The 24,160-nt window shown below is 63.5% G+C and carries 26 protein-coding genes; 15 read left to right on the forward strand and 11 right to left on the reverse strand.

The genetic code is table 11. The annotated features are described in order from the left end of the window. The first annotated feature begins 222 nt into the window (after nt 1–222). Nucleotides 223–2,352, forward strand: a complete 2,130-nt coding sequence (locus NAO55_RS13325) for a methyl-accepting chemotaxis protein (RefSeq protein ID WP_102840617.1) — start codon at nt 223–225, stop codon at nt 2,350–2,352. 39 nt (nt 2,353–2,391) lie between these two features. On the opposite strand, the gene NAO55_RS13330 is transcribed toward NAO55_RS13325, so the two are convergent. From NAO55_RS13330 to NAO55_RS13340, 3 genes are read right to left on the reverse strand one after another with little or no spacing between them, the layout of a single operon-like run. Next, on the reverse strand, nt 2,392–3,009 hold the full coding sequence (locus NAO55_RS13330) for an SOS response-associated peptidase (protein ID WP_102840616.1): 618 nt from the start codon (nt 3,007–3,009) through the stop codon (nt 2,392–2,394). 11 nt (nt 3,010–3,020) lie between these two features. Next, nucleotides 3,021–3,281 carry a putative signal transducing protein gene (locus NAO55_RS13335; RefSeq protein ID WP_063544553.1) on the reverse strand — a complete coding sequence of 87 codons (261 nt, stop codon included), beginning with the start codon at nt 3,279–3,281 and terminating at the stop codon, nt 3,021–3,023. Continuing rightward, complete coding sequence (locus NAO55_RS13340; protein ID WP_063544551.1) at nt 3,281–3,463, reverse strand: CPXCG motif-containing cysteine-rich protein; 183 nt, start codon at nt 3,461–3,463, stop codon at nt 3,281–3,283. Before NAO55_RS13340 ends, NAO55_RS13335 begins: the two co-directional genes overlap by 1 nt. 239 nt (nt 3,464–3,702) lie before the next feature. Between NAO55_RS13340 and NAO55_RS13345 the strand changes: the two genes are divergently transcribed. Then, nucleotides 3,703–4,869 (forward strand): 1-acyl-sn-glycerol-3-phosphate acyltransferase, encoded by a 1,167-nt coding sequence (locus NAO55_RS13345; RefSeq protein WP_063544549.1) that lies wholly within the window; start codon nt 3,703–3,705, stop codon nt 4,867–4,869. Nucleotides 4,870–4,923: 54 nt separating this feature from the next. Here NAO55_RS13345 and NAO55_RS13350 read toward each other — a convergent pair whose 3' ends face one another. After that, a complete protein-coding gene (locus NAO55_RS13350; protein ID WP_102840615.1) occupies nt 4,924–5,199 on the reverse strand; it encodes a hypothetical protein in 276 nt (91 codons plus the stop codon). A 355-nt stretch (nt 5,200–5,554) separates the two neighbouring features. Here NAO55_RS13350 and NAO55_RS13355 point away from each other — a divergent pair, with 355 nt between their 5' ends. After that, the gene (locus NAO55_RS13355) at nt 5,555–6,904 is read left to right on the forward strand and encodes a DUF1329 domain-containing protein (protein ID WP_102840614.1); all 1,350 of its coding nucleotides are present in this window, start codon (nt 5,555–5,557) and stop codon (nt 6,902–6,904) included. A 126-nt stretch (nt 6,905–7,030) separates the two neighbouring features. Here the strand turns inward: NAO55_RS13355 and NAO55_RS13360 are convergent, their stop codons facing one another. Then, a complete protein-coding gene (locus NAO55_RS13360; RefSeq protein ID WP_063544543.1) occupies nt 7,031–7,615 on the reverse strand; it encodes a YajG family lipoprotein in 585 nt (194 codons plus the stop codon). A gap of 174 nt (nt 7,616–7,789) precedes the next feature. On the opposite strand from NAO55_RS13360, the gene NAO55_RS13365 reads away from it, so the two are divergent. After that, nucleotides 7,790–7,981, forward strand: a complete 192-nt coding sequence (locus tag NAO55_RS13365) for a hypothetical protein (protein ID WP_044316279.1) — start codon at nt 7,790–7,792, stop codon at nt 7,979–7,981. Between the two features lie 75 nt (nt 7,982–8,056). Here NAO55_RS13365 and mqo read toward each other — a convergent pair whose 3' ends face one another. Further along, nucleotides 8,057–9,568, reverse strand: a complete 1,512-nt coding sequence (gene mqo / locus NAO55_RS13370; RefSeq protein WP_102840613.1) for a malate dehydrogenase (quinone) — start codon at nt 9,566–9,568, stop codon at nt 8,057–8,059. A 326-nt stretch (nt 9,569–9,894) separates the two neighbouring features. After that, complete coding sequence (locus NAO55_RS13375) at nt 9,895–10,182, reverse strand: PA4642 family protein (RefSeq protein WP_044316277.1); 288 nt, start codon at nt 10,180–10,182, stop codon at nt 9,895–9,897. 193 nt (nt 10,183–10,375) lie between these two features. Here NAO55_RS13375 and dauA point away from each other — a divergent pair, with 193 nt between their 5' ends. Continuing rightward, nucleotides 10,376–12,106 carry a C4-dicarboxylic acid transporter DauA gene (gene dauA / locus NAO55_RS13380; RefSeq protein ID WP_102840612.1) on the forward strand — a complete coding sequence of 577 codons (1,731 nt, stop codon included), beginning with the start codon at nt 10,376–10,378 and terminating at the stop codon, nt 12,104–12,106. Nucleotides 12,107–12,147: 41 nt separating this feature from the next. Here the strand turns inward: dauA and NAO55_RS13385 are convergent, their stop codons facing one another. Continuing rightward, a complete protein-coding gene (locus tag NAO55_RS13385; protein WP_102840611.1) occupies nt 12,148–13,059 on the reverse strand; it encodes an SDR family oxidoreductase in 912 nt (303 codons plus the stop codon). A 728-nt stretch (nt 13,060–13,787) separates the two neighbouring features. Here NAO55_RS13385 and NAO55_RS13390 point away from each other — a divergent pair. From NAO55_RS13390 to NAO55_RS13435, 10 genes are all read left to right on the forward strand, one after another. Further along, on the forward strand, nt 13,788–14,375 hold the full coding sequence (locus NAO55_RS13390; protein ID WP_102840610.1) for a cytokinin riboside 5'-monophosphate phosphoribohydrolase: 588 nt from the start codon (nt 13,788–13,790) through the stop codon (nt 14,373–14,375). A gap of 381 nt (nt 14,376–14,756) precedes the next feature. Continuing rightward, nucleotides 14,757–15,227 (forward strand): DUF2726 domain-containing protein, encoded by a 471-nt coding sequence (locus NAO55_RS13395; protein ID WP_102840609.1) that lies wholly within the window; start codon nt 14,757–14,759, stop codon nt 15,225–15,227. A 121-nt stretch (nt 15,228–15,348) separates the two neighbouring features. Next, on the forward strand, nt 15,349–15,834 hold the full coding sequence (locus NAO55_RS13400) for an SgcJ/EcaC family oxidoreductase (protein WP_102840608.1): 486 nt from the start codon (nt 15,349–15,351) through the stop codon (nt 15,832–15,834). Nucleotides 15,835–15,976: 142 nt separating this feature from the next. Then, the gene (locus tag NAO55_RS13405; RefSeq protein ID WP_102840607.1) at nt 15,977–16,999 is read left to right on the forward strand and encodes a DUF5924 family protein; all 1,023 of its coding nucleotides are present in this window, start codon (nt 15,977–15,979) and stop codon (nt 16,997–16,999) included. 58 nt (nt 17,000–17,057) lie between these two features. Next, nucleotides 17,058–17,576 carry an MgtC/SapB family protein gene (locus tag NAO55_RS13410; protein WP_063544525.1) on the forward strand — a complete coding sequence of 173 codons (519 nt, stop codon included), beginning with the start codon at nt 17,058–17,060 and terminating at the stop codon, nt 17,574–17,576. A gap of 29 nt (nt 17,577–17,605) precedes the next feature. Further along, the gene (locus NAO55_RS13415) at nt 17,606–18,949 is read left to right on the forward strand and encodes a PQQ-dependent sugar dehydrogenase (protein WP_102840606.1); all 1,344 of its coding nucleotides are present in this window, start codon (nt 17,606–17,608) and stop codon (nt 18,947–18,949) included. Between the two features lie 57 nt (nt 18,950–19,006). After that, nucleotides 19,007–19,348 (forward strand): osmotically-inducible lipoprotein OsmE, encoded by a 342-nt coding sequence (osmE, locus tag NAO55_RS13420; protein ID WP_102840605.1) that lies wholly within the window; start codon nt 19,007–19,009, stop codon nt 19,346–19,348. Between the two features lie 51 nt (nt 19,349–19,399). Further along, nucleotides 19,400–19,798 carry a Rho termination factor N-terminal domain-containing protein gene (locus tag NAO55_RS13425; RefSeq protein ID WP_102840604.1) on the forward strand — a complete coding sequence of 133 codons (399 nt, stop codon included), beginning with the start codon at nt 19,400–19,402 and terminating at the stop codon, nt 19,796–19,798. Beyond that, a complete protein-coding gene (locus NAO55_RS13430; protein WP_013981969.1) occupies nt 19,798–19,947 on the forward strand; it encodes a hypothetical protein in 150 nt (49 codons plus the stop codon). Before NAO55_RS13425 ends, NAO55_RS13430 begins: the two co-directional genes overlap by 1 nt. Before the next feature lie 75 nt (nt 19,948–20,022). After that, complete coding sequence (locus NAO55_RS13435; RefSeq protein WP_011912275.1) at nt 20,023–20,556, forward strand: ferritin-like domain-containing protein; 534 nt, start codon at nt 20,023–20,025, stop codon at nt 20,554–20,556. Between the two features lie 91 nt (nt 20,557–20,647). Here NAO55_RS13435 and lpxC read toward each other — a convergent pair whose 3' ends face one another. The 3 genes from lpxC to ftsA form a co-directional block, all read right to left on the reverse strand. After that, nucleotides 20,648–21,559, reverse strand: coding sequence for a UDP-3-O-acyl-N-acetylglucosamine deacetylase (gene lpxC / locus NAO55_RS13440; protein ID WP_013981967.1), 912 nt, complete (start codon nt 21,557–21,559; stop codon nt 20,648–20,650). Between the two features lie 115 nt (nt 21,560–21,674). After that, the gene (gene ftsZ, locus NAO55_RS13445) at nt 21,675–22,856 is read right to left on the reverse strand and encodes a cell division protein FtsZ (RefSeq protein ID WP_063544521.1); all 1,182 of its coding nucleotides are present in this window, start codon (nt 22,854–22,856) and stop codon (nt 21,675–21,677) included. Nucleotides 22,857–22,904: 48 nt separating this feature from the next. Next, on the reverse strand, nt 22,905–24,152 hold the full coding sequence (gene ftsA, locus NAO55_RS13450; protein WP_102840603.1) for a cell division protein FtsA: 1,248 nt from the start codon (nt 24,150–24,152) through the stop codon (nt 22,905–22,907). Nucleotides 24,153–24,160: the final 8 nt, after the last annotated feature.

The raw sequence follows: 24,160 nt of genomic DNA on the forward strand, positions 1-24,160 counted from the left end.
CCGTTTTTTGCGCGATGCGGCGTTACTTGTCGCTTATTTGGAATGACCAAACTTCGCTCCTCGTGCCTTGCCTCGCGCAAAAAACGGCTCCGGCGCGGCCGCGTACGAAACGGGAACAGACCCTATCGCGGGCCCACCTGTCAGGCAACCGAACGTGCCGCTGCAGTTGTCGCAAATCCGGCCGATAGCCTGCCTATCCGCTGCGCAATTGGAGTTCCGCACATGTTCCGATCCATCCAGACCGCCTTTGCCGCGCTGGCCGGCACCTGCACCCTGGCCGTGATCGCCGCACTTCTGCTATATGCCATGGTTTCCGGCATGCGCAGCCAGGCGCTGGTCGAGGAGCGGACCCGCTCGCTGATCGACGGCATGGTCGAGCAGCGCGTCACCGCCCTCGCCCAGACCCAGGTCAGCCGGATCCAGGCGCAACTGCAGGCGCCTCTGCAGATCGCCACGAGCCTCGCGCGGGTGCACACGCTTACCGCGCTGACCGGCGACGACGGTATGCCGATGGCCAACCTCCGGCGCGAGGAACTGATCAACCTCGCCCGCCAGACGCTGATCGAGAATCCCGAGCTGACCAGCACCTATATCGCCTGGGAGCCCAACGGCGTGGATGCCAACGACCTGATGTATCGCGGCGACGAGCCGGGCATGGTCGACGGTCGCTTCGCCAGCTGGGTATACCGCGACGGCAGCGGCAAGCTGTTGGTCGACCGCCTCACCGATATCGAAGACACCCGACTGCTGGATACAGGCGTACGTGCCGGCGAGTACTACCTGTGCCCGCGCGAGCAACTCAAACCGTGCGTCGGCGATCCCGCCCCCTATGAGATGAATGGCAAAACGTCGCTACTGTCTTCGTTCAACGCGCCGATCATCGTCGACGGCAAATTCCATGGCATCGTCGGCGCGGACATCAGTGTCGACTTCATCCAGCAACTGCTGAGCAATGCCAATGCGCAGCTCTATGGCGGTGTCGGGCAGATCGCGCTGATCTCGAACAACGGCCGCCTGGCCGCCTACAGCAGCGACAAGAACCTGATCGGCAAGCCGGCAGCACAGATCCTCGACGCCGAGGAGCAGGCGCTCGTCCAGCGCCTGCCGGCCGGCCAAACCCATTATCAGATCGACCAGGCGAATGGCCACGTCGCATTGTTCCTGCCTTTCTCCTTTGACGGCACCGACGCCCGCTGGGTACTGATGCTGCAGCTACCGATTGCCGAAGTCATGAAGGACCTGGAACAGCTCATGGCGGCGCTCGGCGAGGAAAGCCGCAGCAGCCTGGCCACCATGCTGATCATCGGCATGCTGATCGGCCTTGCCGGCCTGCTGGCAATCTGGCTGGTCAGCCGGCGCATCACCCGTCCGCTGCGCGAGATGGTGGTGATGCTGGACAACATCGGCCAGGGCGAAGGCGACCTGACCCAGCGCCTGAACATCAACAGTCGCAACGAGCTAGGCCAGATTGCCGCCGGCTTCAACGCCTTCCTGGCACGCCTGCAGGGCATGATCGGCGAGGTGGTCGGCTCGGTGCAGAAGGTCAGCGACGCTTCCGAGCACACCGCCGACATCGCTATCCGTACCGACAAGGGGGTGCAGACGCAACTGGCGGAAATCGAGCTGGTGGCCACCGCTGTGCACGAAATGACCGCAACGGCTCAGGACGTGGCGCGCAACGCGACCCAGGCGGCCGAAGCGGCGGGCAATGCTGACCGCGCCGCGAATCAGGGCCGGCATATCGTCCAGGACACCGGCTCGACCATCGCCGAACTGGCCGACGAGATCGGCCGTGCAGTGGAGGTGGTGCAGACGCTGGCTCGCGACAGCGAAAATATCGACGCCATTCTGGTCACCATTCGCAGCATCGCCGAGCAGACCAATCTGCTGGCCTTGAACGCCGCGATCGAGGCGGCGCGTGCTGGCGAGCAGGGCCGCGGCTTCGCCGTCGTGGCCGACGAAGTCCGCAACCTCGCGCAGAAGACGCAGCAGGCGACCGGCGAGATTCAGCAGATGATCCAGCAGCTGCAGAACGGCACCCGGGACGTGGTGCAGGTGATGGAGCAGAGTCAGAACCGCACCCAGCGCAGCGTCGAGCAGGCCGATGCGGCTGCCGAAGCGCTGCAGGCAATCACCCAGGCGGTCTCGCTGATCAACGACATGAACAACCAGATCGCCAGCGCCGCCGAGGAACAGAGCGCCGTGGCCGAGGACATCAACCGCAACGTCACCAACATCGGTCAGGTCGCACAGGAGGTCGCCGGTGGCGCCGAGGAAGCCAGCCAGGCCAGCGCCGGCCTGACGCGTCTGGCCGAGCAGCAGCGCCGCCTGATCAATCAGTTCAGGGTCTGACCGGAGCTGTCGGCAGGACCGGGCAGCCAGGCGGATGTCTCAAGCGGGGGTGAGGCATTCCGGAGAATCGAGGCGCGGGTCGTTGACCAGCGTCGCCAGCGGCCGCTCGCGCAGCGTCGGGGCTGGTTGCAGCAACAATTGCTGAAGCGTTTCGGGAGGGGTGGCGGGATCGAGCCACGCCGCCTGCCCCGCCTCGTCGAGGATCAGCGGCCGGCGCAGCGTGGCTGCCGGCTGGGTCACGACAGCAGCACTGAGATAGGTGTGCCCCTGCACCGGATAGGCTTCCCAGAGCGCGGCGAAATAGGCGAGCGAGCCTTCGCAGGTCATCCAGTAGGGGCGCTTGCGCGCCGAGCCGCGCCATTCGTAGAAGCCGTTGGCTGGCAGCAACCCGCGGCGCAGGCGAAACGCCTCGCGGAACATCGGCTGCTCGCTGATGGTTTCCGCCCGCGCCTGGGCCGGCGTGCGCGTCAGATCGGTAAGCCAGGCCGGCGTCAGCCCCCAGCGCACGCGGCTGAGCTGCAACTGCGTATCGACCTGGCGCAACAGCAGCACCGAAGCGCCAGGCGCGAGGCTCCAGTGCGGTTGCTGATCGGAGGGGAAGCCAGGCAAGGCAGCGAAGTCCTGGCTCCAGCGGAAAAGGGCATAGCGACCGCACATAAAAAGACTCGTCAGCAGATCAGTTCGCCGGGGTAACTCTCCGGTTCATCGCCCGGCAACGGCTCGGCGCCATTGTACGCAGCGATCAGCTGACGTGCCCGCTCGGCATCCTCATCCGCAACCATGAGCCCGAGCAGCCCGGCCGCCGGCAGTTCGCCCATGGCGCCGATCAGATGACTGCCCGCCAGGAATGCCTCGATGCCCTCGGCAACCAACATGCCGCTGAGCATTTCCGCCTCCAGCAGATCGCGCGGCTCGTAGATACGCCGCATCATTCATCCTCCCCACGGGTTTCCAGCTGCCACTGTTCGCCGTCCGTATGCAGATCGAAGACGATCGGCCGGCAGCACACGGCGCAGTCCTCGATGTACTGCTGATCGCCCGCGCTGAGATCGAGAACGGCCTCGACCGGCTCGCCGCAATAGGGGCAATGAAAGAGCTGTGTTTCCAGCATCGGTCCTCCGCGTGACTTGTCGCTATAATCGCCGTCTTTAAAGGTCGCTGATTCGAACCTTTAAGAAGACCGACTCGGGGTGTCCCGCAATTGGGCACCCTGGGCCGCAAGCAGGGTTTCACAGGCATGCGGCGAAACGGCCGTTTACTCGATGAGTATGAGCCAGCCGGCTCCGGTCCGTTCCGCGAATTGCCTGCGCACCCGTTGCAGGCCCGTTCCTCGTTTCCTTTACAGAGAGCATGATGGACGAATTCGAAGCCATCCGACCCTACGCCGACGCCGAAGTACCGCTGGTCATGGCGCGCCTGTTCGCCGATCGCGAGTTTCTCGACATTCTGGCGCACTTCCGTTTCCCGCGGCTGGCCGACAGCCTGGGCTGGCTGATCAAGCCGGTCATCTCGCAGCGGTTACGCAAACAGTTCGCCAGCATCCATACGGTGGATGCCCTGCAGCACAAGATCGAGGCCTATATCGACCGCACCATCGAGCGTGCCACGGACGGCGTCACCTTCTCCGGGCTCGAGCAGCTGCAGAAAGGCCGAGCCTATCTGTTCCTGGCCAATCACCGCGACATCGTCATGGACCCGGCCTTCGTCAACTATGCGGTCTACCAGGCCGGCATCCGCACTCCGCGTATCGCCATCGGCGACAACCTGCTGCAGCGCCCCTTCGTCAGCGACCTGATGCGCCTGAACAAGAGCTTCATCGTGCGCCGCTCGATCACCGGCCGCCGCGAGAAGCTGGCCGCCTACCAGGTGCTTTCGGCATACATCAACCACTCGATCCGCAACGACGGCGAGTCGGTCTGGATCGCTCAGGCCGAAGGCCGCGCCAAGGACGGTGACGACCGCACCGACTCGGCCATTCTCAAGATGCTGCACATGAGTCGCAAGGACGAAGCCTTCGCCGAAGCACTGGCGGCGCTGCGCCCGGTGCCGGTGTCGATCAGCTACGAATACGACCCCTGCGACCAGGCCAAGGCCCGCGAGCTGTACATCCGCGCCACCACCGGGACCTACAGCAAGGCGCCAGGCGAGGATGACGCGAGCATCGCCCTGGGTATTACCGGCTATAAAGGCCGGGTGCACATCGCCTTCGGCACGCCGATGGAAAGCGTGCCCGAGGACGCCAAGCAGATGGCCCTGGTGGTGGATCGGCAGATTCTCGGCAGCTACCGGCTATTCCCGGTGCACTACCTGGCCTACCGCCTGTGGGACGAGCAGGACCCGGAAATCCAGGTGCCCAGCGCCGCCGAGCTATTCAGCCCCGAGGAAGTCGAGCGCGCCGAGGCCGAATGGAGCAAACGCCTGGCCGCCTGCCCGAGCGTGCAGCAGCCGTACCTGATCCAGCAGTACGCGACACCGGTGCGCAACCAGTATCGCCTGCTGGCGGGCATGGAACCCTGAGCGGTTGACGCGGCCCGCCGTGCATCGCCAGCAGGCCCGCTCTGAGCGCGACGCTCAGAGCATCCGCGAGGCCATGGAGAGGCCGAGGGCGAGCGCCAGAGCGCCCGCACCGAAGCGGTAGAAGGCCTGATTGATCCGAGCGGTCGAAGCCGCGCGGGCCGGCAGCGTAGAGGAGCCGACCGCGGCCTGAGTCGCCCGAGAACTGGCCCGCGCGATCCGCCACTGGGTCGCGACCAGCAGCCAACCGCCACAAAGGGCGCACACCAGAGCTAGCGCATTGAGAAGCAACGCCGGAGCCAGGATCAGCTCGGACTGCGCGTAAAACATCATTGGAATTCCTCGGGTTGCACTTCTTCTGGCCGATGCCAGGCAGCCGCCCAGTGTACTTGTGCCGAGCCGCTTCGCCACATAAGTCCGACGGGATGGCTAATCTTCGAAGCATTATCACTCCAGATTATGGCGTCATGTTCACCGGTCGGCCTTGACTTATGACCGGCCCCACCTTCACCCTCGGCATACCTCGAAACGGCGAAATAGAGCGTGTGCGGGGGTGGACGGCGACAGCCATTGGCATCACCCGGAGTAGCTGCCGGCACACATCGCTACGCCGATCACTTGGTGCCGGCTTTGGCTGCGCCACGGGGAATCAGTATTCAGAAAACAGGACGAAATAATGAAAACAACAATGTTCACAACCGGAGCGTTAACCCTTTCGCTGCTGGCCAGTAGCGCCATGGCTGCGGTATCCGAGTCCGAGGCGGCGCGCCTGGGCAACGAGCTGACCCCGGTCGGCGCAGAGAAGGCCGGCAATGCGGCAGGCACTATTCCGGCCTGGACCGGTGGTCTGGCACAGGACGCCGCGCCGGTCACGCCCGATGGCTTCGTCGGCGATCCCTACGCCAGCGACAAGCCGAAGTTCACCATCACCGCGCAGAACTACGAGCAGTACAAGGACAACCTGACGCCCGGGCAGATCGCGATGCTCAAGCGCTACCCGAACAGCTACCGTCTGCCGGTCTATGAGACCCGCCGCAGCGCCGCGATGCCGCAGCACGTCTATGACGCCGCCGCTCGCAACGCCACGCAGACCAAACTGGTCAGCGGCGGCAACGGCCTGGAGAACTTCGACAAGGCGATTGCCTTCCCGATTCCCCAGGACGGCCTGGAAGTGGCCTGGAACCACATCACCCGCTATCGCGGCGGCTCCGCGCGCCGGGTCGTGGCACAAGCCACGCCGCAGGTCAACGGCAGCTTCAGCCTGGTCAAGTTCGTCGATGAGGTGGTCTACACCGACACCCTCACCGACTACAACCCAGAGAAGCATGGCAACGTGCTGTTCTACTTCAAGCAGCAGGTCACCGAGCCCTCCCGCCTCGCCGGCAACGTGCTGTTGGTGCACGAAACCCTGGACCAGGTGAAGGAGCCGCGCATGGCCTGGATCTACAATGCCGGCCAGCGCCGTGTGCGCCGCGCCCCGCAGGTCGCCTATGACGGCCCGGGCACTGCTGCGGACGGCCTGCGCACTTCCGACAACCTGGACATGTTCAACGGCGCGCCGGACCGCTACGACTGGAAACTGATCGGCAAGAAGGAGCTGTACATCCCCTACAACTCCTATCGCCTGGACTCGCCCGAGCTGAAGTACGAAGACATCGTCAAGGCCGGCCATATCAACCAGGATCTGACCCGCTACGAGCTGCACCGCGTATGGGAAGTGGAAGCGACCCTCAAGGCGGGCGAGCGCCATATCTATGCCAAGCGCCACTTCTTCATCGACGAGGACACCTGGCAGGCCGCGGTCGTCGATCACTACGATGGTCGCAACCAGCTCTGGCGCGTCGCCGAGGCGCACAGCCTGCATTTCTACAACGTACAGGTCCCGCTGTACTCCATGGAGACCCTCTACGATCTCATCTCGGGCCGCTATCTGGTCATGGGCATGAAGAACGAAGAGAAGAACCCCTACACCTATAACTACAAGGCCAACTCCAACCAGTACACTCCGGCCGCTCTGCGCAACTCCGGCGTACGCTGATACAGCCTGGTCGCCACTGACGCCCCGCCTCGTGCGGGGCGTCGTCGTTATTACCCATGCAAAAGAAAACCCCGCCGCGGACAGCCGCGGCGGGGTTCGGAGAGGCTTGCGGTATTGCGCGCAGGCTTACTCAGCCAGCAGACGACCGATGTTGTCGTCGCGGAACACCCGGGTCAGCGCGTCGCTCAAGACGTCACTGACCAGCTTGGTGTTGGTCTGCTCGTTGGGCGCCATGCCGAAGCGCTGATTCAACGAGGCCCCATAACGGCCGTTGTAGCGCTTGCCGGCATTCTGCACCTCGACCTTCAGCGTCGCGCCGATGTTGGCCTCGGTGACGTACAGCCCCTCCTTCGGCGACTGATACTTAAGCTCGGCCAAGGTCAGCGTCAGCTGCGGCGCGTTATAGGCGTTCGGCGATGGCGTGAAACCGAGCAGTCGCACAGCGGCTTCGGTCTGGGCCTGCAGCTTGGGGATGACCTTGGCACTCGGCACGATCACCGCGCTGGTTTCCGGATACAGGCCGCCACGAGTGCCGAGGGTCGGCGATGGGCGCGCATCGACCACCCGTACGACCACGGGCTGCCCCTGGCCAACGGGATTGATGGTGCCGTTGAGTTTGGGGTTCGGGTCGAGCTGCTGCGGGCTGTGGGCACAACCGACCAGACTCATTCCAAGAACGGTGACAAGACCGAACAACAGGCGTTGCAGCATGCTGTTTTCTCCAGGGTTAGGGGCGATGAATGCGGCGCAGTATACCCACCGGCACGACGCGCCGACAGTGATGCGATTCAGACCGGCGGCGCCACTGCCGCGTTCCTTTTCACGCTGTTGTCACACGGCTTTGCGATAACGGCGACATGCCAATCATCATGAGTGCAGACCATCATGCGCCAGCTCATTTCCCTGTTGCGCCGCCGCCCGCCTCGCCATTTCGCCCTGCTGGATGAACATGGCCGCTGCCGCATGCTGCTCAGCAGCGTCTGCAAGCCTGAGGGCGTCGCCTGGGTCGAGGTCGAGGAAGCTCGCCTGAGCTGGATTGGCCAGCCGCTTCCCGCCGAGAGCCTGCGCGCGGCGTGATGCGCAGGTAAACCCGGAGGCACAAAAAAGCCCCGTACGTTCGGTACGGGGCTTTTTTCGCTTCAGCGCAGCTGGTCAGTAGGTCAGGCCGAGGCGCTTGTCCGCCATCTGGCTGATCTCGCGATAGGCCGCGGCGTCGTTCTGCAACACGCTTTCACGCGCCGGGAACATTTCCTGCAGCTTGCTCGACCAGGCCTGCGAGCGGTACTGCTCGGGGAAGCAGCGCTCGAGCAGATCGAGCATGATGGACACAGTCACCGAAGCACCCGGCGATGCGCCGAGCAGCGCGGCGATGGTGCCGTCCTTCGCTGCGACCAGTTCGGTGCCGAACTGCAGAATGCCGCCCTTCTTCGGGTCCTTCTTGATGATCTGCACGCGCTGGCCGGCGATCTCCAGGCGCCAGTCTTCGGCCTTGGCCTCGGGATAGAAGCCGCGCAGCGTTTCCAGGCGATCCTCCATGGACTGCATCACTTCCTTGATCAGGTAGCGGGTCAGGTCCATGTTGTCGCGCGCCACGGCCATCATCGGGCCAATGTTGCTCGGACGAATCGACAGCGGCAGGTCCATGAACGAACCGCGCTTGAGGAACTTGGTGGTAAAGCCGGCATAGGGTCCGAACAGCAGGGACTTCTTGCCGTCGACGACGCGGGTATCGAGGTGCGGCACCGACATCGGCGGCGCGCCGACCGCGGCCAGGCTGTAGACCTTGGCCTGGTGCTGCTTGACGATTTCCTGGTTGTCGCAGCGCAGCCACTGGCCGCTGACCGGGAAGCCGCCGAAGCCCTTGCCTTCCTCGATACCGGACATCTGCAGCAGCGGCAGCGCAGCGCCGCCAGCACCCAGGAAAACGAAGCCGGCCTGCACCTGGCGCGAGTCGCCGGTGCGGGTGTTCTTGATGTCGACCTTCCAGCCGCTGGCCGTGCGATCGAGGCCAGTGACCTTCTGGTTGTAGGACACCTTGACGCCACCGCTGCGCGACAGATAGCCAAGCAGTTGGCTGGTCACCGCACCGAAGTTGACGTCGGTGCCGTTCATGGCGCGCGTCGCGGCGATCGGCTCGCTCGGATCGCGGCCCGGCATCATCAGCGGCATCCACTCGGCCAGAGTCGCGCGATCCTCGCTGTATTCCATGTCCGCGAAGGCGTGATGGGTCTTCAGCGCATCGAAGCGACGCTTGAGATAGTCGATGTTCTTGCTGCCGCGCACAAAGCTCAGGTGCGGCACGGCATTGATGAAATCACGCGGGGAGCCGAAGCCTTCACGGTCGGCGAGGTAGGCCCAGAACTGCTTGGAGACCTCGAACTGCGTGTTGATCAGCACGGCCTTCTTGATGTCGATCGCGCCGTCTTTGCTGTCGGGGGTGTAGTTCAGCTCGCAAAGTCCGGCGTGACCGGTACCCGCGTTGTTCCACGGGTTGGAGCTTTCGATGGCTCCGGACTCCTGCAGCTCGACGATTTCCAGCTTGATATTGGGATCGAGTTCCTTGAGCAGTACCGCCAGGGTCGCGCTCATGATGCCGGCTCCCACCAGCACCATATCCACTGCTTCGCTATCGTGTTGCGTCATCAACGCGTTCTCCAGAATCACAGCATTAAACTGTCGAGACCGCAGTACGCGGCCCCGTAAAACCCACCAGCCAGACGGTCAGGAACGGAGCATGTGCCTGGACCGCTGCTCGGGAACATGTGCCCGAGAACAGGCAGCCACAGGCTGCCTGCCAGCTGTCGGAAGGGCGGCTTTTGGCCTCCTTCCTCTCGCTGCCGTCCCTCCGGAGCGGGCCTTACCCAATGCTCAACGGCGGACGCGGCGAGAAAAAACGATTGCGAATCTGTTGCCGAGCCTGATCGTCGTCGCGCTTCGTATGGCGCGCACAGGCGATCCGATGCGTTCGATACGAAACAGCGACCGGCGGTTCAGTCGCGCATGGCTTCGATCAGCTCGATATAGGGCCTGGCCTGACGCTGGTCGGCAACCAGGTCGATAAAGCTCTGCCCTTTGGCATCCCGGGCGTCCAGGTCATAGCCGGCAGCCACGAAGAAGCCGAGGAAGCGTTCGAAGTCATCGATGCGCAGGCCACGATAGGCCTTGATCAGCTTGTGCAGCGAAGGGGGCGTATCGTCAGCCGGCTCAGGCTGAAGAAACAGCTTGATCGAATCGTCCGCGATCTCGTCGCCAATCACCTGTTTCTTGTCTTTACGCATGCCGCCTCCGGTCCACGGGGTCTCACGGGGGCGGCAGTTTACTCCTCGCAGCCGGCTCACTCAACGCGCCAGACCTGCTTGCGACCAAGGTCGTACATCGCCTGGCCACCATCGCGAGCGATTGTTCGTCACAAATAACAAGTGGTATCTGGCGCCTATAATGGCGCCCTCGCCTACAAGGAGCGTTCCGCACATGAAGTTCCCCCCTCTGTTTGCGGCATGGCGGCAGGCCCTGAGCCTGGGATACGGAGCCCGCGCGTTGCGCGGAGACATCAGTGCCGGCTTGACCGTCGGCATCATCGCCATCCCGCTGGCCATGGCGCTGGCGATCGCAGTCGGCGTGGCACCCCAGCACGGCCTGTACACGGTGCTGGTGGCTGCTCCGCTGATCGCACTGACCGGGGGCTCGCGCTTCAACGTTTCAGGGCCGACGGCGGCGTTCGTGGTGATCCTGTTGCCGATCACCCAGCAGTTCGGCCTTGGCGGGCTGCTGCTGTGCACCATGCTTGCCGGCCTGATCCTGATCACCCTCGGCCTGCTGCGCGCCGGCCGCCTGATCGCCTTCATCCCCTACCCCGTTACCCTCGGCTTTACCGCGGGCATCGGTATCGTCATCGCTACCTTGCAGATCAAAGACCTGTTCGGCCTGATCCTCACCGAGCAGCCGCAGCATTACGTCGAGCAGGTCGGCCTGGTGCTGCGCTCACTGCCCGACGCACATATGGGCGATGCGCTGGTGGCGGCGATCTGTCTGGCGCTGTTGATCATCTGGCCGCGCTGGGTGCCGAAGGTGCCCGGTCATCTGGTGGCGCTGACCGTCGGCGCGCTGGCAGGTTTGCTGCTAGAATCGTCCGGATTGTCAGTGGCGACCCTTGGCGAACGGTTCAGCTATACCCTGGACGGCGTCACCCACCCCGGCATTCCGCCATTCCTGCCTGATTTCGCCTGGCCCTGGCTGCTGCCCGGAGCGGACGGCCAGCCCCTGGAACTGAGCTACGAACTGTTCCGTGAACTGCTGGCGCCAGCCTTCGCCATCGCCATGCTCGGCGCCATCGAATCGCTGCTCTGCGCCGTAGTGGCCGACGGCATGACCGGCAGCAACCACGAGCCCAACGGCGAGCTGATCGGTCAAGGCCTCGGCAATCTGGTTGCGCCACTGTTCGGCGGCATCACCGCGACCGCAGCCATCGCTCGCAGCGCGACCAATGTCAGAGCCGGCGCGTTTTCGCCGCTGGCCTCGATTATCCACGCCGGCGTGGTACTGGTGGCGATCCTCTGGCTGGCGCCGCTGTTCAGCTACCTGCCGATGGCAGCGCTGGCAGCGCTGCTGGTGATGGTGGCCTGGAACATGAGCGAGGCGCCGCACGTGATGCATGTACTGCGCATCGCGCCGCGCAGCGACGTGCTGGTGTTGCTGACCTGCCTGATTCTCACGGTACTGTTCGACATGGTGCTGGCCGTGGGTGTCGGCCTGCTGCTGGCGGCGGGGCTGTTCATCAAGCGCATGAGCGAGCTGACCGACACCACCACGCTCTCCCGCGAGCAGCGTCGCGTGCTTCAGGACATGCCCGAACATGTCGCCACCTATGCCATTCGCGGCCCGCTGTTCTTTGGCGCTGCGGAAAAGGCGCTGGGCGCGCTGCGGCGCTTCAATCCCGAGGTCAAGGTGGTGATCGTCGACATCAGCGCCGTGCCGATGCTGGACATGACCGCGTTGGCCGCATTGGAAAACGTGCTGGTGGATTACCGCAGGCTGGGCGTCACCCTCATCCTCAGCGGCAGCAGTGCGCAGGTCCGGCTGAAGCTGCGCCGTGCCGGCATCCATCGCCTGCAGGGGCATCTGCTGTACGTGCGCAATCTCAGTCAGGCGCGGGAAAAAGCGCTGCGCCTGTTGCGACCGGAGCCAGACGCGGCCCCGGCCTGACGATCCGCCGGCAGCCCGGCGGACGCTCATACGGAGGACGGTCAGCCGGCATACTTCTGCAGGTTGGCCATCATCTCCTTCAGCGCTTCGATGTTGTCGGCCGGATGCGCCGCGTTCTCGAAATTGCAGATCTGCTGCCATTGCGCCGCGACGTCCTCGGCATCGAACCCGGCCTTCGGATCGAAGCCCACACCAAGGCTGCGCTCCCAACGTACCTTGCCCATCCAGCCGCCGCCCACTTCGAACAGGCCGCCGGTGTCCTGACACTGTTCGCTGCCCAGGTAGACGACCAGCGGGCTGACCAGCTCCGGCTTCAGCTGCTCGAACACCTGGGGCGGGATCAGCCCCTCGGTCATCCGGGTACCACCGGTAGGCGCAATGGCATTGACCAGCACGTTGTTCTTGCGTCCTTCCAGCGCCAGGGTACGGGTCAGGCCGTACAGACCGAGTTTGGCCATGCCGTAGTTGGACTGACCGAAGTTACCGTAGATGCCGGAGGTCGAGGCGGTGAAGATCACCCGGCCATAACCCTGCTCACGCATGTGCGACCAGGCGGCACGGGTCACCTTGTAGGAGCCCTCGACGTGCACGCGATAGACCAGATCCCAGTCGGCGTCATCCATCTTGTGGAAGGTCTTGTCACGCAGGATGCCCGCATTGTTGACCACCACGTCGATACGACCGTAGGTGTCCAGAGCCTGCTGAACGATGCGATCGCCGTCGGTGACCGAGTCATGATTGGCGACAGCCTGGCCACCGGCCTGGCGAATCTCCTCGACCACCCGATCGGCCGCGGAACTGTTCGCGCCCTCGCCCTGGGTACTGCCGCCCAGGTCGTTGACCACCACCCTGGCGCCATGGCGGGCGAACAGCAGCGCATGGGCACGCCCCAGCCCACCGCCGGCCCCGGTCACGATCACGACCTTGTCTTCGAAGCGGATGGCATCAGTCATATGCGAACTCCCTCAGCGGTTTCTTGTTGGATGAGATGCGAGGACCGGAGTGTTCAACAGGCCTTGGCGCCGTAACAAGCAATCCGCCAGAAATGAATGCCGCGGCATAAGGGCTGGGGATGACCCGTGTTGATCAGTCATGGACCTGAGCGGATTTCACTCAGCATTGTCTTGGCCACGCCGTTAGCCGCTTGCGGGCTTGTTTGCCCAAACAACTCACAGAGTTTTCCACAGCTTTCGTGGATAACCGGGGGACGATCCAACCGCCGAATATTATGGCCTGCGACCTTGACAAAACTCCCGTCAAGCCTTCTGCAATGCGGCCTGCAGTCGCACAGCACATGGTTGGGCAAAAAACGTACTAGCCGCCCCATGCCTTACTGCGCTTCGCTTGCAGCCGGCCTTCCCAAGGTTATCCACAGAGTCACGCACATAATTCGGGGACAACCGCAGCATAGACATGGCGCTATCGCCGTAATGGTCAAAAACTAAGAGCAACGCCGGCGCATGGGTCATAGCATGAGTCCATCAACGAAGCGAGGAGTCCCACCATGTTCAGCCACAGCCTGTTCGAGCGTCTGTTCGCCAATTACGCTTCGGCTGCCGCAGGGTGCTGAGCGACCGCTAAGTGTCATTTCCTGGCGCTCGATCCAGGACGTCGGTCTCCCTTGGCCCGCGGGGCATGGCGGCGTAACCTTCGCTGCCAGCCCCAACCAGCGGAGTAGCCGATGTCCCTGCGTTCCATCTGTGTTTTCTGCGGCGCCAGCCGCGGTACCAATCCCGTCTATGAACAAGCCGCCCAGGAGCTCGGCCGCACCCTGGCCGCCAACGGTATCCGCCTCGTCTACGGCGGCGGTGCCGTCGGCCTGATGGGGGTGGTCGCGGATGCCACCATGGCGGCCGGTGGCGAGGTCATCGGCATCATTCCGCAGAGCCTGAAGGATGCCGAAGTCGGCCACACTGGCCTAACCCGATTGGAGGTCGTCGACGGCATGCATGCGCGCAAGGCACGCATGGCCGAACTGGCGGACGCCTTTATCGCCCTGCCCGGCGGGCTGGGAACACTGGAAGAACTGTTCGAGGTCTGGACCTGGGGCCAGCTTGGCTACCATCCCAAGCCGCTTGGCCTGCTGGATGTACATCACTTCTACAGCAAGCTCAGCCACTTCCTCGATCACTTGGTGGAAGAGGGCTTCGTCCGCAGTCCACACCGCGAGATGCTGCAGCGCAGCGACGATCCACAGGCTCTCATCCAGCTGCTCGAGGCGTGGCAGCCTCCAGCGCACAGTCGCTGGGCAAAGGCTGCTCCCCGCTGAGCGGGTACGGCTGATCAAAATCCAACCAGCGCGCTGCAGGCCAGGGCACCACTGGCCTGCAGGGCAGCGCCCCCATGTTATCCACATGAGCATCCACAATTGCCGTGGATAAATCCTTGGTGGAGTCTATCTTCCTAGCTCGCGGCAGCCTCAAAGCCTTCGTGCAAGCGTCTGAGCCAATACTGCTCAAATCCTGAACAGTTCGCCGAAACGCTTGTCCGGCAGGCATTACAGAAGACAACTCAGCGGTTATCCACAGCATCGCGCACAGCTATCGTGGATAAGCCAGACGAACCAATTCCATACTCAGCACTCAACTGGACGACATGCGCCGTGGCTTGCCGGCGCCGATCAGAAATCCAACCTTCGCTGGAGGCACCTATGAGCTGGCTCGCCCTGACGCTGGTGGCGTTCCTCTGTTTCGTGCTGGTGTTCTTCGTCAAGAATCGCCAGCTCAACCATCCGGCACTGCAGTATCCCTATCGTCTGAAGGACCCGGTGTTCTCACCAGCAGAACGTGAACTACTCGAGATGCTGCAACGCACCGTTGGCCAGACGTACCTGATTCTGCCCAAGGTCGGCGTCGCCGAGGTCGTCGAGGTGACCGCCATAGCCCGGCGAGCTTACTGGTATCGGGCCACCAACCGTATCGCAGCGGCACGTTTCAACTTCCTGCTGTGCGACAGCCAGACACTGCAGCCCGTCTGCGCGGTCGATCTGGACGATACCGACGATGAATTCAGGGAGCGGTTATGCAGTACCGTCGGCCTGCCGCGAGTTCGTTTGCCAGCGGACAAGACCAGCTCCTACACCGCGGTGCACGAGGCGATCATGGCCGCCATCGAAGCCTGAGCGACCACTGGCGGGAATGACTCGGGAACCGGACGGTCACAACCGTGCGCGGCGTCGCTCACGCCGCGCCGTATCACAGCGGATTCATTCCGCGTTTCGACCACCGTCCATGAGTCACGCCATGAAATACGCATTCCCCCTACTCCTCTCGCTTGCCGCATTCCCGGCGCTGGCGAATGACCAGGCTTGCCAGGCCACCGACGAAAAGCAGGTTGCCGCGCTGTTCGACCGCTGGAATGCAGATGTGCAATCCGGCGATCCGCAGCGGGTAGTCGAAAACTACGCTCAGAACTCGATGCTGCTGCCGACGGTATCCAACACGCCGCGGGAAACGCCGGAAGCCAAACGGGATTACTTCAAGCACTTCCTGGCATTGAAGCCCAAGGGCGAGATCGTCTCGCGGATGATCATGATCGATTGCAACACTGCGCTGGACACAGGGTTGTACAGCTTCAGGCTAGGCGACGGCAACACGGTCCCGGCGCGCTATACCTTTACCTACAAATGGGTCGATGAGGCTGGCGAGTGGTTGATTACCAGCCACCATTCCTCAGCCATGCCACAAAAGACTGAGGCCGCGCAGCAGGCACCCAACAGCGCCCACTGAGTGCGCACCCTGGTCGGCCGGCGCTGTCCGGCCGAACCACTTGACGGAGGCCAGGGGTATCGAGTCAGTAGCGCGTATGCAGCACTCCCGACATGCCTGATACTTCAGGCAGGCACCCCGCTTTCAACACCCCGAGTCACTCATGCGCCTCAGAGCCTTGCTGTCAAACCTGTTCGAACTGGCAAACCGGCTGATCCGGCGCTACCCAGGCACCGTCGCGCTGTTCGGGTTCATTTCCGGAGTCGCCAGTTTCGTGCTGGTCGAACGGCATGCCGGGCTGGCCAAGGTCATCGCGTTCATCATGCTGATCAGCTGGCTCTGGCTGGTGCTGGAGTCCAGTCTGCGACGCAGCCTGCAACGCTGGTTCGGCTGGCAGGTGCCGCCCCCTCTGTTGCGCTATGCGACGCAGATGGTGCACCAGGAAAGCCTGTTCTTCATCATTCCGTTCTTCGCCATCACCACCACCTGGAACAGCGGCCAGGCGCTGTTCACCGGCTTGCTCGGGGCGGCGGCACTGGTCTCGCTGATCGATCCGCTTTATTACCGATGGCTCGCCCCAAGGCGCTGGGTGTATCTCGGCTTCCATGCGCTGACGCTCTTCGCGGTGCTGCTCACGGCCTTGCCGATCATCTTCCACCTGTCGACGCCGCAGAGCTACCAACTGGCGCTCGCGGTGGCGGTGCTCCTGGCGCTACCCAGCCTCGGCGGGCTTTTTCCTCGTTGGCGCTGGCGCAACGTGCCGGGCGTCCTGCTGCTGGCGGTAGCGGTCGGCGCAGCCGGATGGCTGGGGCGCACCTGGGTCCCGCCGGCAACGCTGTGGCTGACCGATGTCGCCGTGACCATGAGCCTCGATGATCGCCAGCGCAAGCCCGGCAAAGGCCTGCGAGAGGTCAGTACCGCCGAGCTGAGCATCAACGGTCTGTACGCCTACACCGCGATCAACGCGCCACGGGGTCTGAAGGAGCGCATCTATCACGAATGGACGCACAACGGCCGTCGCGTTGACCGGATCGCTCTGGACATCAGCGGCGGCCGCGAGGCCGGCTATCGGGCATGGACACACAAGCGCAACTTTCCCGCGCAGCCCGCGGGCCGCTGGCGCGTTCGCGTCGTCACCGAAGCCGGCCAGATGATCGGCATGCTGCGCTTCCGTGTCACCGAGTAGCGAACCCCCGGCCACTGCCGCGACTCCATATCAGGACCAGCGTGGCATGGAGAAGGAAATGGAATGGTGGGCGATCGTCTCCAGTACCGTAACCGCGGAGTTTTCCGATATCACCGACCTGGGGGATGCGACACGGGTCAGCAGCCGCCTGCTGATCGCGTCCTTGCTGGGGGGCCTGCTCGGCTATGAAAGGGAACTCAAGCGCAAGGCTGCCGGCTTGCGTACGCACATGCTGGTCGCCCTGGGTGCCGCGCTGTTCGTGCTAGTGCCAGTCCAGGTCGGCATGTCGCCGGAAGACATCTCCCGCGTCATTCAGGGGCTTGTCACCGGCATTGGTTTTCTCGGCGCAGGCACCATCCTCAAGGGCAATTCGGTCGAGGATGTGAAGGGGCTGACTACCGCTGCCGGTATCTGGCTGACTGCAGCGATCGGCGTCGCCGTCGGCCTCGGGCATGAGGCCACGGCAGTGCTGAGCACCCTGCTGGCACTCGCGATTTTCGTGCTGATGCCACGCCTGGAACGGCACTCCGCCCGACGCGCAGCACGCAAGCGGCGCGAGGCCAATCGCGCGCCCTGACCGGCCATCGTTCAACCGAGGATCACTCAATGCTGTTTCATACACGGATCGTCACGCTGCTTCTCGGCGCGCTGCTTGCCCTCGGCGGCTGCAGCGAAACCGCCAAGCTGCCGGTGGAAAGCGGCTATGGCCCGACACCGGCTCTGCCCGAGCCGAACAAGACGCTGCTGCCCACGGTTCATATCGCCCCGGCCAAGGGCTGGCCATCCGGCGCCAAGCCGCAGGCCGCGCCCGGTCTGCGCGTCGACGCATTCGCAACGGACCTGGACCATCCACGCTGGCTGTACGTGCTTCCCAATGGGGATGTGCTGGTGGCCGAAAGCGACGCCCCACCGAAGCAGGAGAGCCAGGGCCTGCGCGGCTGGATCGCCAAGAAGATCATGGCGCGCGCCGGCTCGGGTGGACCAAGCGCCAATCGCATCACCCTGCTGCGAGACGGCGACGGTGACGGCGTGCCGGAAGTGCGCAGCACCTTCCTCGACAACCTCAATTCGCCCTTCGGCATGGCGCTGATCGGCGACAGCTTCTATGTGGCCAATACCGACGCCCTGCTGCGCTACCCCTACGAACAGGGTGCTCGCCGCATCACAGCGCCCGCGCACAAGGTAGTGGACCTGCCCGCGGGCCCGATCAACCATCACTGGACCAAGAACGTCATCGCCAGCCGGGACGGCTCGCGGCTGTACGTCACCAGCGGCTCCAACAGCAATGTGGCGGAGAACGGCATGGCCGCCGAGGTCAACCGCGCCGCGATACTGGAAGTCGACCCACAGGCTGGCACGCTGCGGATGTTCGCCTCCGGCCTGCGCAACCCCAACGGCCTGGCCTGGCACCCTGAAACCGGCGCTCTCTGGACCACCGTCAACGAGCGTGACGAGATCGGCAGTGATCTGGTTCCGGACTACATGACCTCGGTCCAGGACGGCGGCTTCTATGGCTGGCCCTACAGCTACTTCGGCCAGCATGTCGATGTTCGGGTCAAACCGCAGCGACCGGATCTGGTCGAACGCGCCATCGTCCCGGACTACGCGCTCGGCGCGCATACCGCCTCCCTCGGGCTCGCCTTCTACGAGGGCAGGCTGCTGCCATCACGCTACCTGCACGGCGCATTCGTTGGACAGCACGGCTCATGGAACCGCAGGCCCCGTAGCGGCTACAAGGTGGTGTTCATTCCCTTTCGCGATGGTAAGCCGGCCGGGCAGGCAGAAGACGTGCTGAGCGGCTTCGTCAACGCCGCGGGCGAAGCCATGGGCCGGCCCGTCGGCGTCGCGGTGGACCGGCACGGCGCGCTGCTGGTTGCCGATGACGTGGGTGACGTCATCTGGCGCGTCACTCCAGACGACCGCCGAGCCGCCGATGCGCCGCCACGTTGAACCTTGCGAGGCGCCCGATGGCCATAAAAGCATGACCGTCCGGCCTGAGGCTCTCACATGTTCAAGCGCACCCTTTTCTTCATCGCTCCGCTGGCTCTGTTGATCGGCTGCTCCGGCAACGTGCAGAACCCCGTCGACCGAATCACCTATCGCGACGAGCCGCTGGTACGGGACGTGGAAACCGGCATGACGCAGGCGCGCGTACTCGGCATCGGCGGTGAGCCGTCCCGGGCTACGGCACGCACCGTGGTACCGGGCCTGTGTCACGACTACATCCTCAACCGGGACGGCAAGCAGCAGCCCTATTACGTCAGTTTCGACAGTGCCGGCCGGGTGGATGGCCAGGGTTTCCTGACCTGCAAGCAGCTCGAGGAAAACCAGCGCAACCTGCGTCGCTGAGGCTCGCATTCACGTCCAAGCACAGTGGTAGATGCCAGAGGAGGTTTCACCATGCCCCGTGGAGACAAATCCAAGTACACCGACAAGCAGCAGCGCAAGGCTGAGCACATCGAGGAAAGCTACGAGGAGCGTGGCGTCTCGGAGAAAGAGGCCGAAGCACGTGCCTGGGCCATGGTCAACAAGCAGTCCGGTGGCGGTGAACGCAAGGGCGGTTCCGGCAAGGGCAAGAGCGAAACGGCCAAGCGCGCCGACCGCAAGGATTCGGCCCATCGCGCCGCAGATGCGCGCAAGGGCAAATCGCCCAACAAGGGCTCGGCACGCGGCTCAGGTTCGTCCAGCACCAGCCTTGCCGACATGACCCGCGACCAGCTGATGGAAAAGGCTCGCGAGCGCGACATTCGTGGCCGCTCGAAGATGCGCAAGGACGAGTTGCTGAAGGCGCTAAGCTGATGATCTCAATCGAGACCAGCCAACAGCCTCCAGTGCCGGCACCGGGCAATCCCAAGCGCGAGGACCCAGACGAGCCGGTGCCCATCGACGAGCCCGGCCCTGGCCAGTCCGAACCGGAGCGTCCGCCACCGGAACAGGTGGCGGGCTAAACTTTTCGCCAGCATCCCGATCTCAATTGGCGAACCGTGAAGCACTGCACAGGGTGCATAGACCAGGAGATGGCGATGAGTTACGTACAACTGAGCGACAAACAGAGCCTGCGCGAACGGGCCCGTCAACACGTCGAGAATGGCGCGGTCACCGAGAGCTACTCGGCCGACCGCGAGGTGGTGATCAACCTGCTGAACGAGGCGCTGGCCACCGAGCTGGTCTGTTACCTGCGCTACAAGCGTCACTACTACATGGCGACCGGACTGAAATCCAGCGTCGCCGCCGCCGAGTTCCTCGAGCACGCCAATGAGGAGCAGGAGCACGCCGATCGCCTGGCCGAGCGGATCGTTCAGCTGGGTGGCGAGCCCGACTTCAATCCTGACAGCCTCACCGAACGCGCCCATGCGCAGTACGCCGAGGGCAATGGCCTGCGCGACATGGTCTTCGAGAACCTGGTGGCCGAACGCATTGCCATCGACAGCTATCGCGAGATCGTCCAGTACATCGGCGACAAGGACCCTACCACTCGGCGCATCTTCGAAGACATCCTGGCGCAGGAAGAGGAGCATGCCGACGACTTGGCCGGCCTGCTGGACGGCATGAACTGAACCGCGATCCGCCGGCTCGCATGCCAGCTGCGTTACAGAATAAAAAAAGGCCACCCGAGGGTGGCCTTGAATTTAGGAAGAGAGGTACAGCTTAGCCGGCTGCCACCGGACGCATGTAGGAGATCGGTGCGGTCTGCGGGTCATCGAAGGTCACCAGTTCCCACGCATCCTTCTGTGCCATCAGGGTGCGCAGCAAACGGTTATTCAACGCGTGACCGGATTTATAGCCGCGGAATTCGCCGATCAGGCTGGTGCCCAGCAAGTACAGATCACCGATGGCATCGAGAATCTTGTGCTTCACGAACTCGTCCTCGTAGCGCAGGCCGTCTTCGTTGAGCACACTGGTTTCGTCCACCACGATGGCGTTCTCGACGCTGCCGCCCAGAGCCAGGTTGTGCGAGCGGAGGAACTCGATGTCACGCATGAACCCGAAGGTACGTGCACGGCTGACTTCCTTGACGAAGGAAGTGCTCGAGAAGTCCACACTGGCGGTCTGGGTGCGACCCTTGAAAACCGGGTGATCGAAATCGATCTCGAAGCTCACCTTGAAGCCGTCGAAAGGTAGGAAGGTCGCGCGCTTGTCGCCCTCCTCGACCGTCACTTCACGCTTGATGCGGATGAACTTCTTGTGGGCGTCCTGCTCCTGCAGGCCGGCGGATTGAATCAGGAATACGAAAGGCCCAGCGCTGCCGTCCATGATCGGCACTTCCGACGCGGAGAGTTCGACGTAGGCGTTGTCGATCCCCAGGCCAGCCATTGCCGAAAGCAGATGCTCCACTGTGTCGACCTTGACGTCACCGTTGACCAGCGTTGTGGACATGGTAGTTTCGCCAACATTCTCGGCCCGCGCGGGAATCTCCACAGGCGGGTTGAGGTCGGTGCGACAGAACACGATCCCGGTGTCCACCGGTGCCGGTTTCAGGGTGAGATAAACCTTCTCTCCCGAATGCAAGCCGACGCCGGTGGCGCGAATGATGTTCTTCAGGGTGCGTTGTCTGATCATGGCCTTTTGCTTCGCTGTAGCACTAGTTGCGAATAGTTTTCAACAATTGGCGGCGATAATAGCAGATGCCAACTTTGCTGAACACCAATCACAACAATACTCCTGATAACTTCAATCAATCGGCCTGACGACGCAGGAACGCCGGAATATCCAGATAATCCAGATCCTCCTGTGGGTTCAGCTTTGCCGCGGTGGCCGCTGCATGAGCCTGGTTGCGCATGACCGTCGGGCGCTCCAGATCGCGGTAGTTCACGGCAGCCTGCTCCTGCTGGCGCGGGGCCGGCGCCGAGGCGGCAACGGTTTGCACGGTGTTGTCGATGACTTTCACCGGCTTTTCGTTGCGCGGACCCAGGCCGGTGGCGACCACGGTGACATGCAGCTCGTCGGCCATGTCCGGATCGATCACGGCACCAACCTTGACGGTGGCTTCATCGGAAGCAAAGGCCTCGATGATCTCGCCCACTGCGGCGTATTCGCCGAGCGACAGGTCCAGACCAGCGGTGATATTGACCAGAATGCCACGTGCGCCCTGCAGGTTGACGTCTTCCAGCAGCGGGTTGCGAATGGCCGCCTCGGTCGCTTCGCGGGCGCGGTTCGGGCCGGTGGAGCAACCGGTGCCCATCATGGCCATGCCCATCTCGCCCATGACGGTCTTGACGTCGGCGAAGTCGACGTTCATCAGGCCCGGACGCTGCATGATGTCGGAAATGCCACGTACCGCGCCGGTCAGCACGTCGTCAGCCTTGGCGAAAGCAGCCAGCAGGCTCGCGTCCTTGCCGAGGATGGTCAGCAGCTTCTCGTTGGGGATGGTGATCAGCGAGTCGACGCACTCGGACAGCGCACGGATGCCCTCGTCGGCAACCTGCATGCGACGGCGGCCTTCGAACGGGAACGGACGGGTGACCACGGCGACGGTCAGGATGCCCATTTCCTTGGCGACCGAGGCGATGATCGGCGCAGCACCGGTACCGGTACCGCCACCCATGCCGGTGGTGATGAACACCATGTCCGCACCTTCCAGTACTTCGGCGATGCGCTCACGATCTTCCATCGCGGCCTGGCGGCCGATGTCTGGGTTGGTGCCGGCGCCCAGGCCCTTGGTGATGGCCGAGCCGAGCTGCAGCACGGTACGCGCTTCGATTTTCTTCAGCGCCTGCGCATCGGTGTTGGCACAGATGAATTCGACGCCTTCGACGTTGTTGCGAACCATGTGGTTCACGGCATTGCCGCCACCACCACCAACGCCGATAACCTTGATGACTGCACTTTGCGGGGTATGATCTACGAGTTCGAACATTTCCCTCTCTCCTTCCAGCTTTCTAGTTTTGGTTTTACAGCGCACTGCTTAAAAATTGCCCTGGATCCAGCCCTTGAGCCGGTCCAGAACAGACGCCTTTGATTCGTCGGCGAAATTGCCGAGCCCAGGCACGGGAACGCCGTCGGCCTGCTTTTGCAGTCCGTACAGCAGCAGGCCCACGCCCGTCGAATAAATTGGATTGCGTACTACGTCGGTCAGTCCCTTGACGCTGTGCGGCACGCCCAGGCGCACCGGCATGTGAAAGATCTCCTCGGCCAGGTCGACGGCTCCTTCCATCTTCGCTGTACCGCCAGTGAGAACGATCCCGGCCGGGACCAGATCCTCGTATCCGCTACGCCGCAGCTCGGCCTGGATCAGGGTGAAGAGCTCGTCGTAACGCGGCTCGACCACCTCTGCCAGAGCCTGCCGCGAAAGTTCGCGCGGAGGGCGATCGCCGACGCTGGGAACCTTGATGGTCTCACCTGCACCGGCCAGCTTGGCCAACGCGCAAGCATAACGAATCTTGATCTCCTCGGCATACTGGGTCGGCGTACGCAACGCCATGGCGATGTCGTTGGTGACCTGGTCGCCAGCGATCGGGATGACGGCCGTATGGCGAATCGCACCCTCAGTGAAGATGCAGATGTCGGTGGTGCCCCCACCGATATCCACCAGGCAGACGCCCAGTTCCTTCTCGTCATCGGTCAGCACGGCATGGGCCGAGGCCAGCTGCTCAAGGATGATGTCGTCCACTTCTAGGCCACAGCGGCGCACGCACTTCTCGACATTCTGCGCAGCGTTCACCGCGCAGGTGACCACATGGACCTTGGCCTCCAGGCGCACACCGGACATGCCCAGCGGCTCGCGCACGCCCTCCTGGTTGTCGATCACGTAGTCCTGCGGCAGCGTGTGCAGCACGCGCTGGTCGGCGGGGATCGCCACCGCTTGCGCCGCATCGAGCACGCGCTCCAGATCGGCGCTGCTGACTTCGCGGTCGCGAATTGCCACGATCCCGTGGGAATTCAGGCTGCGGATGTGGTTGCCGGCCAGACCGACGAAGGCAGAATGGATGCGGCAGCCGGCCATCAGCTGAGCTTCTTCGATGGCGCGCTGGATCGACTGCACGGTGGATTCGATGTTGACCACCACGCCCTTCTTCAAACCGCGCGAAGGATGGGTACCGATCCCCACGATTTCCAGTTCGCCATCGGCGGTCACCTCACCCACCAGCGCCACCACCTTGGAGGTGCCGATGTCCAGGCCGACGATCATCTTGCCGCTTTGCACGCTCGACATGTGTTTCA

Source organism: Stutzerimonas frequens (assembly GCF_024448335.1).
GTDB lineage: Bacteria > Pseudomonadota > Gammaproteobacteria > Pseudomonadales > Pseudomonadaceae > Stutzerimonas > Stutzerimonas frequens.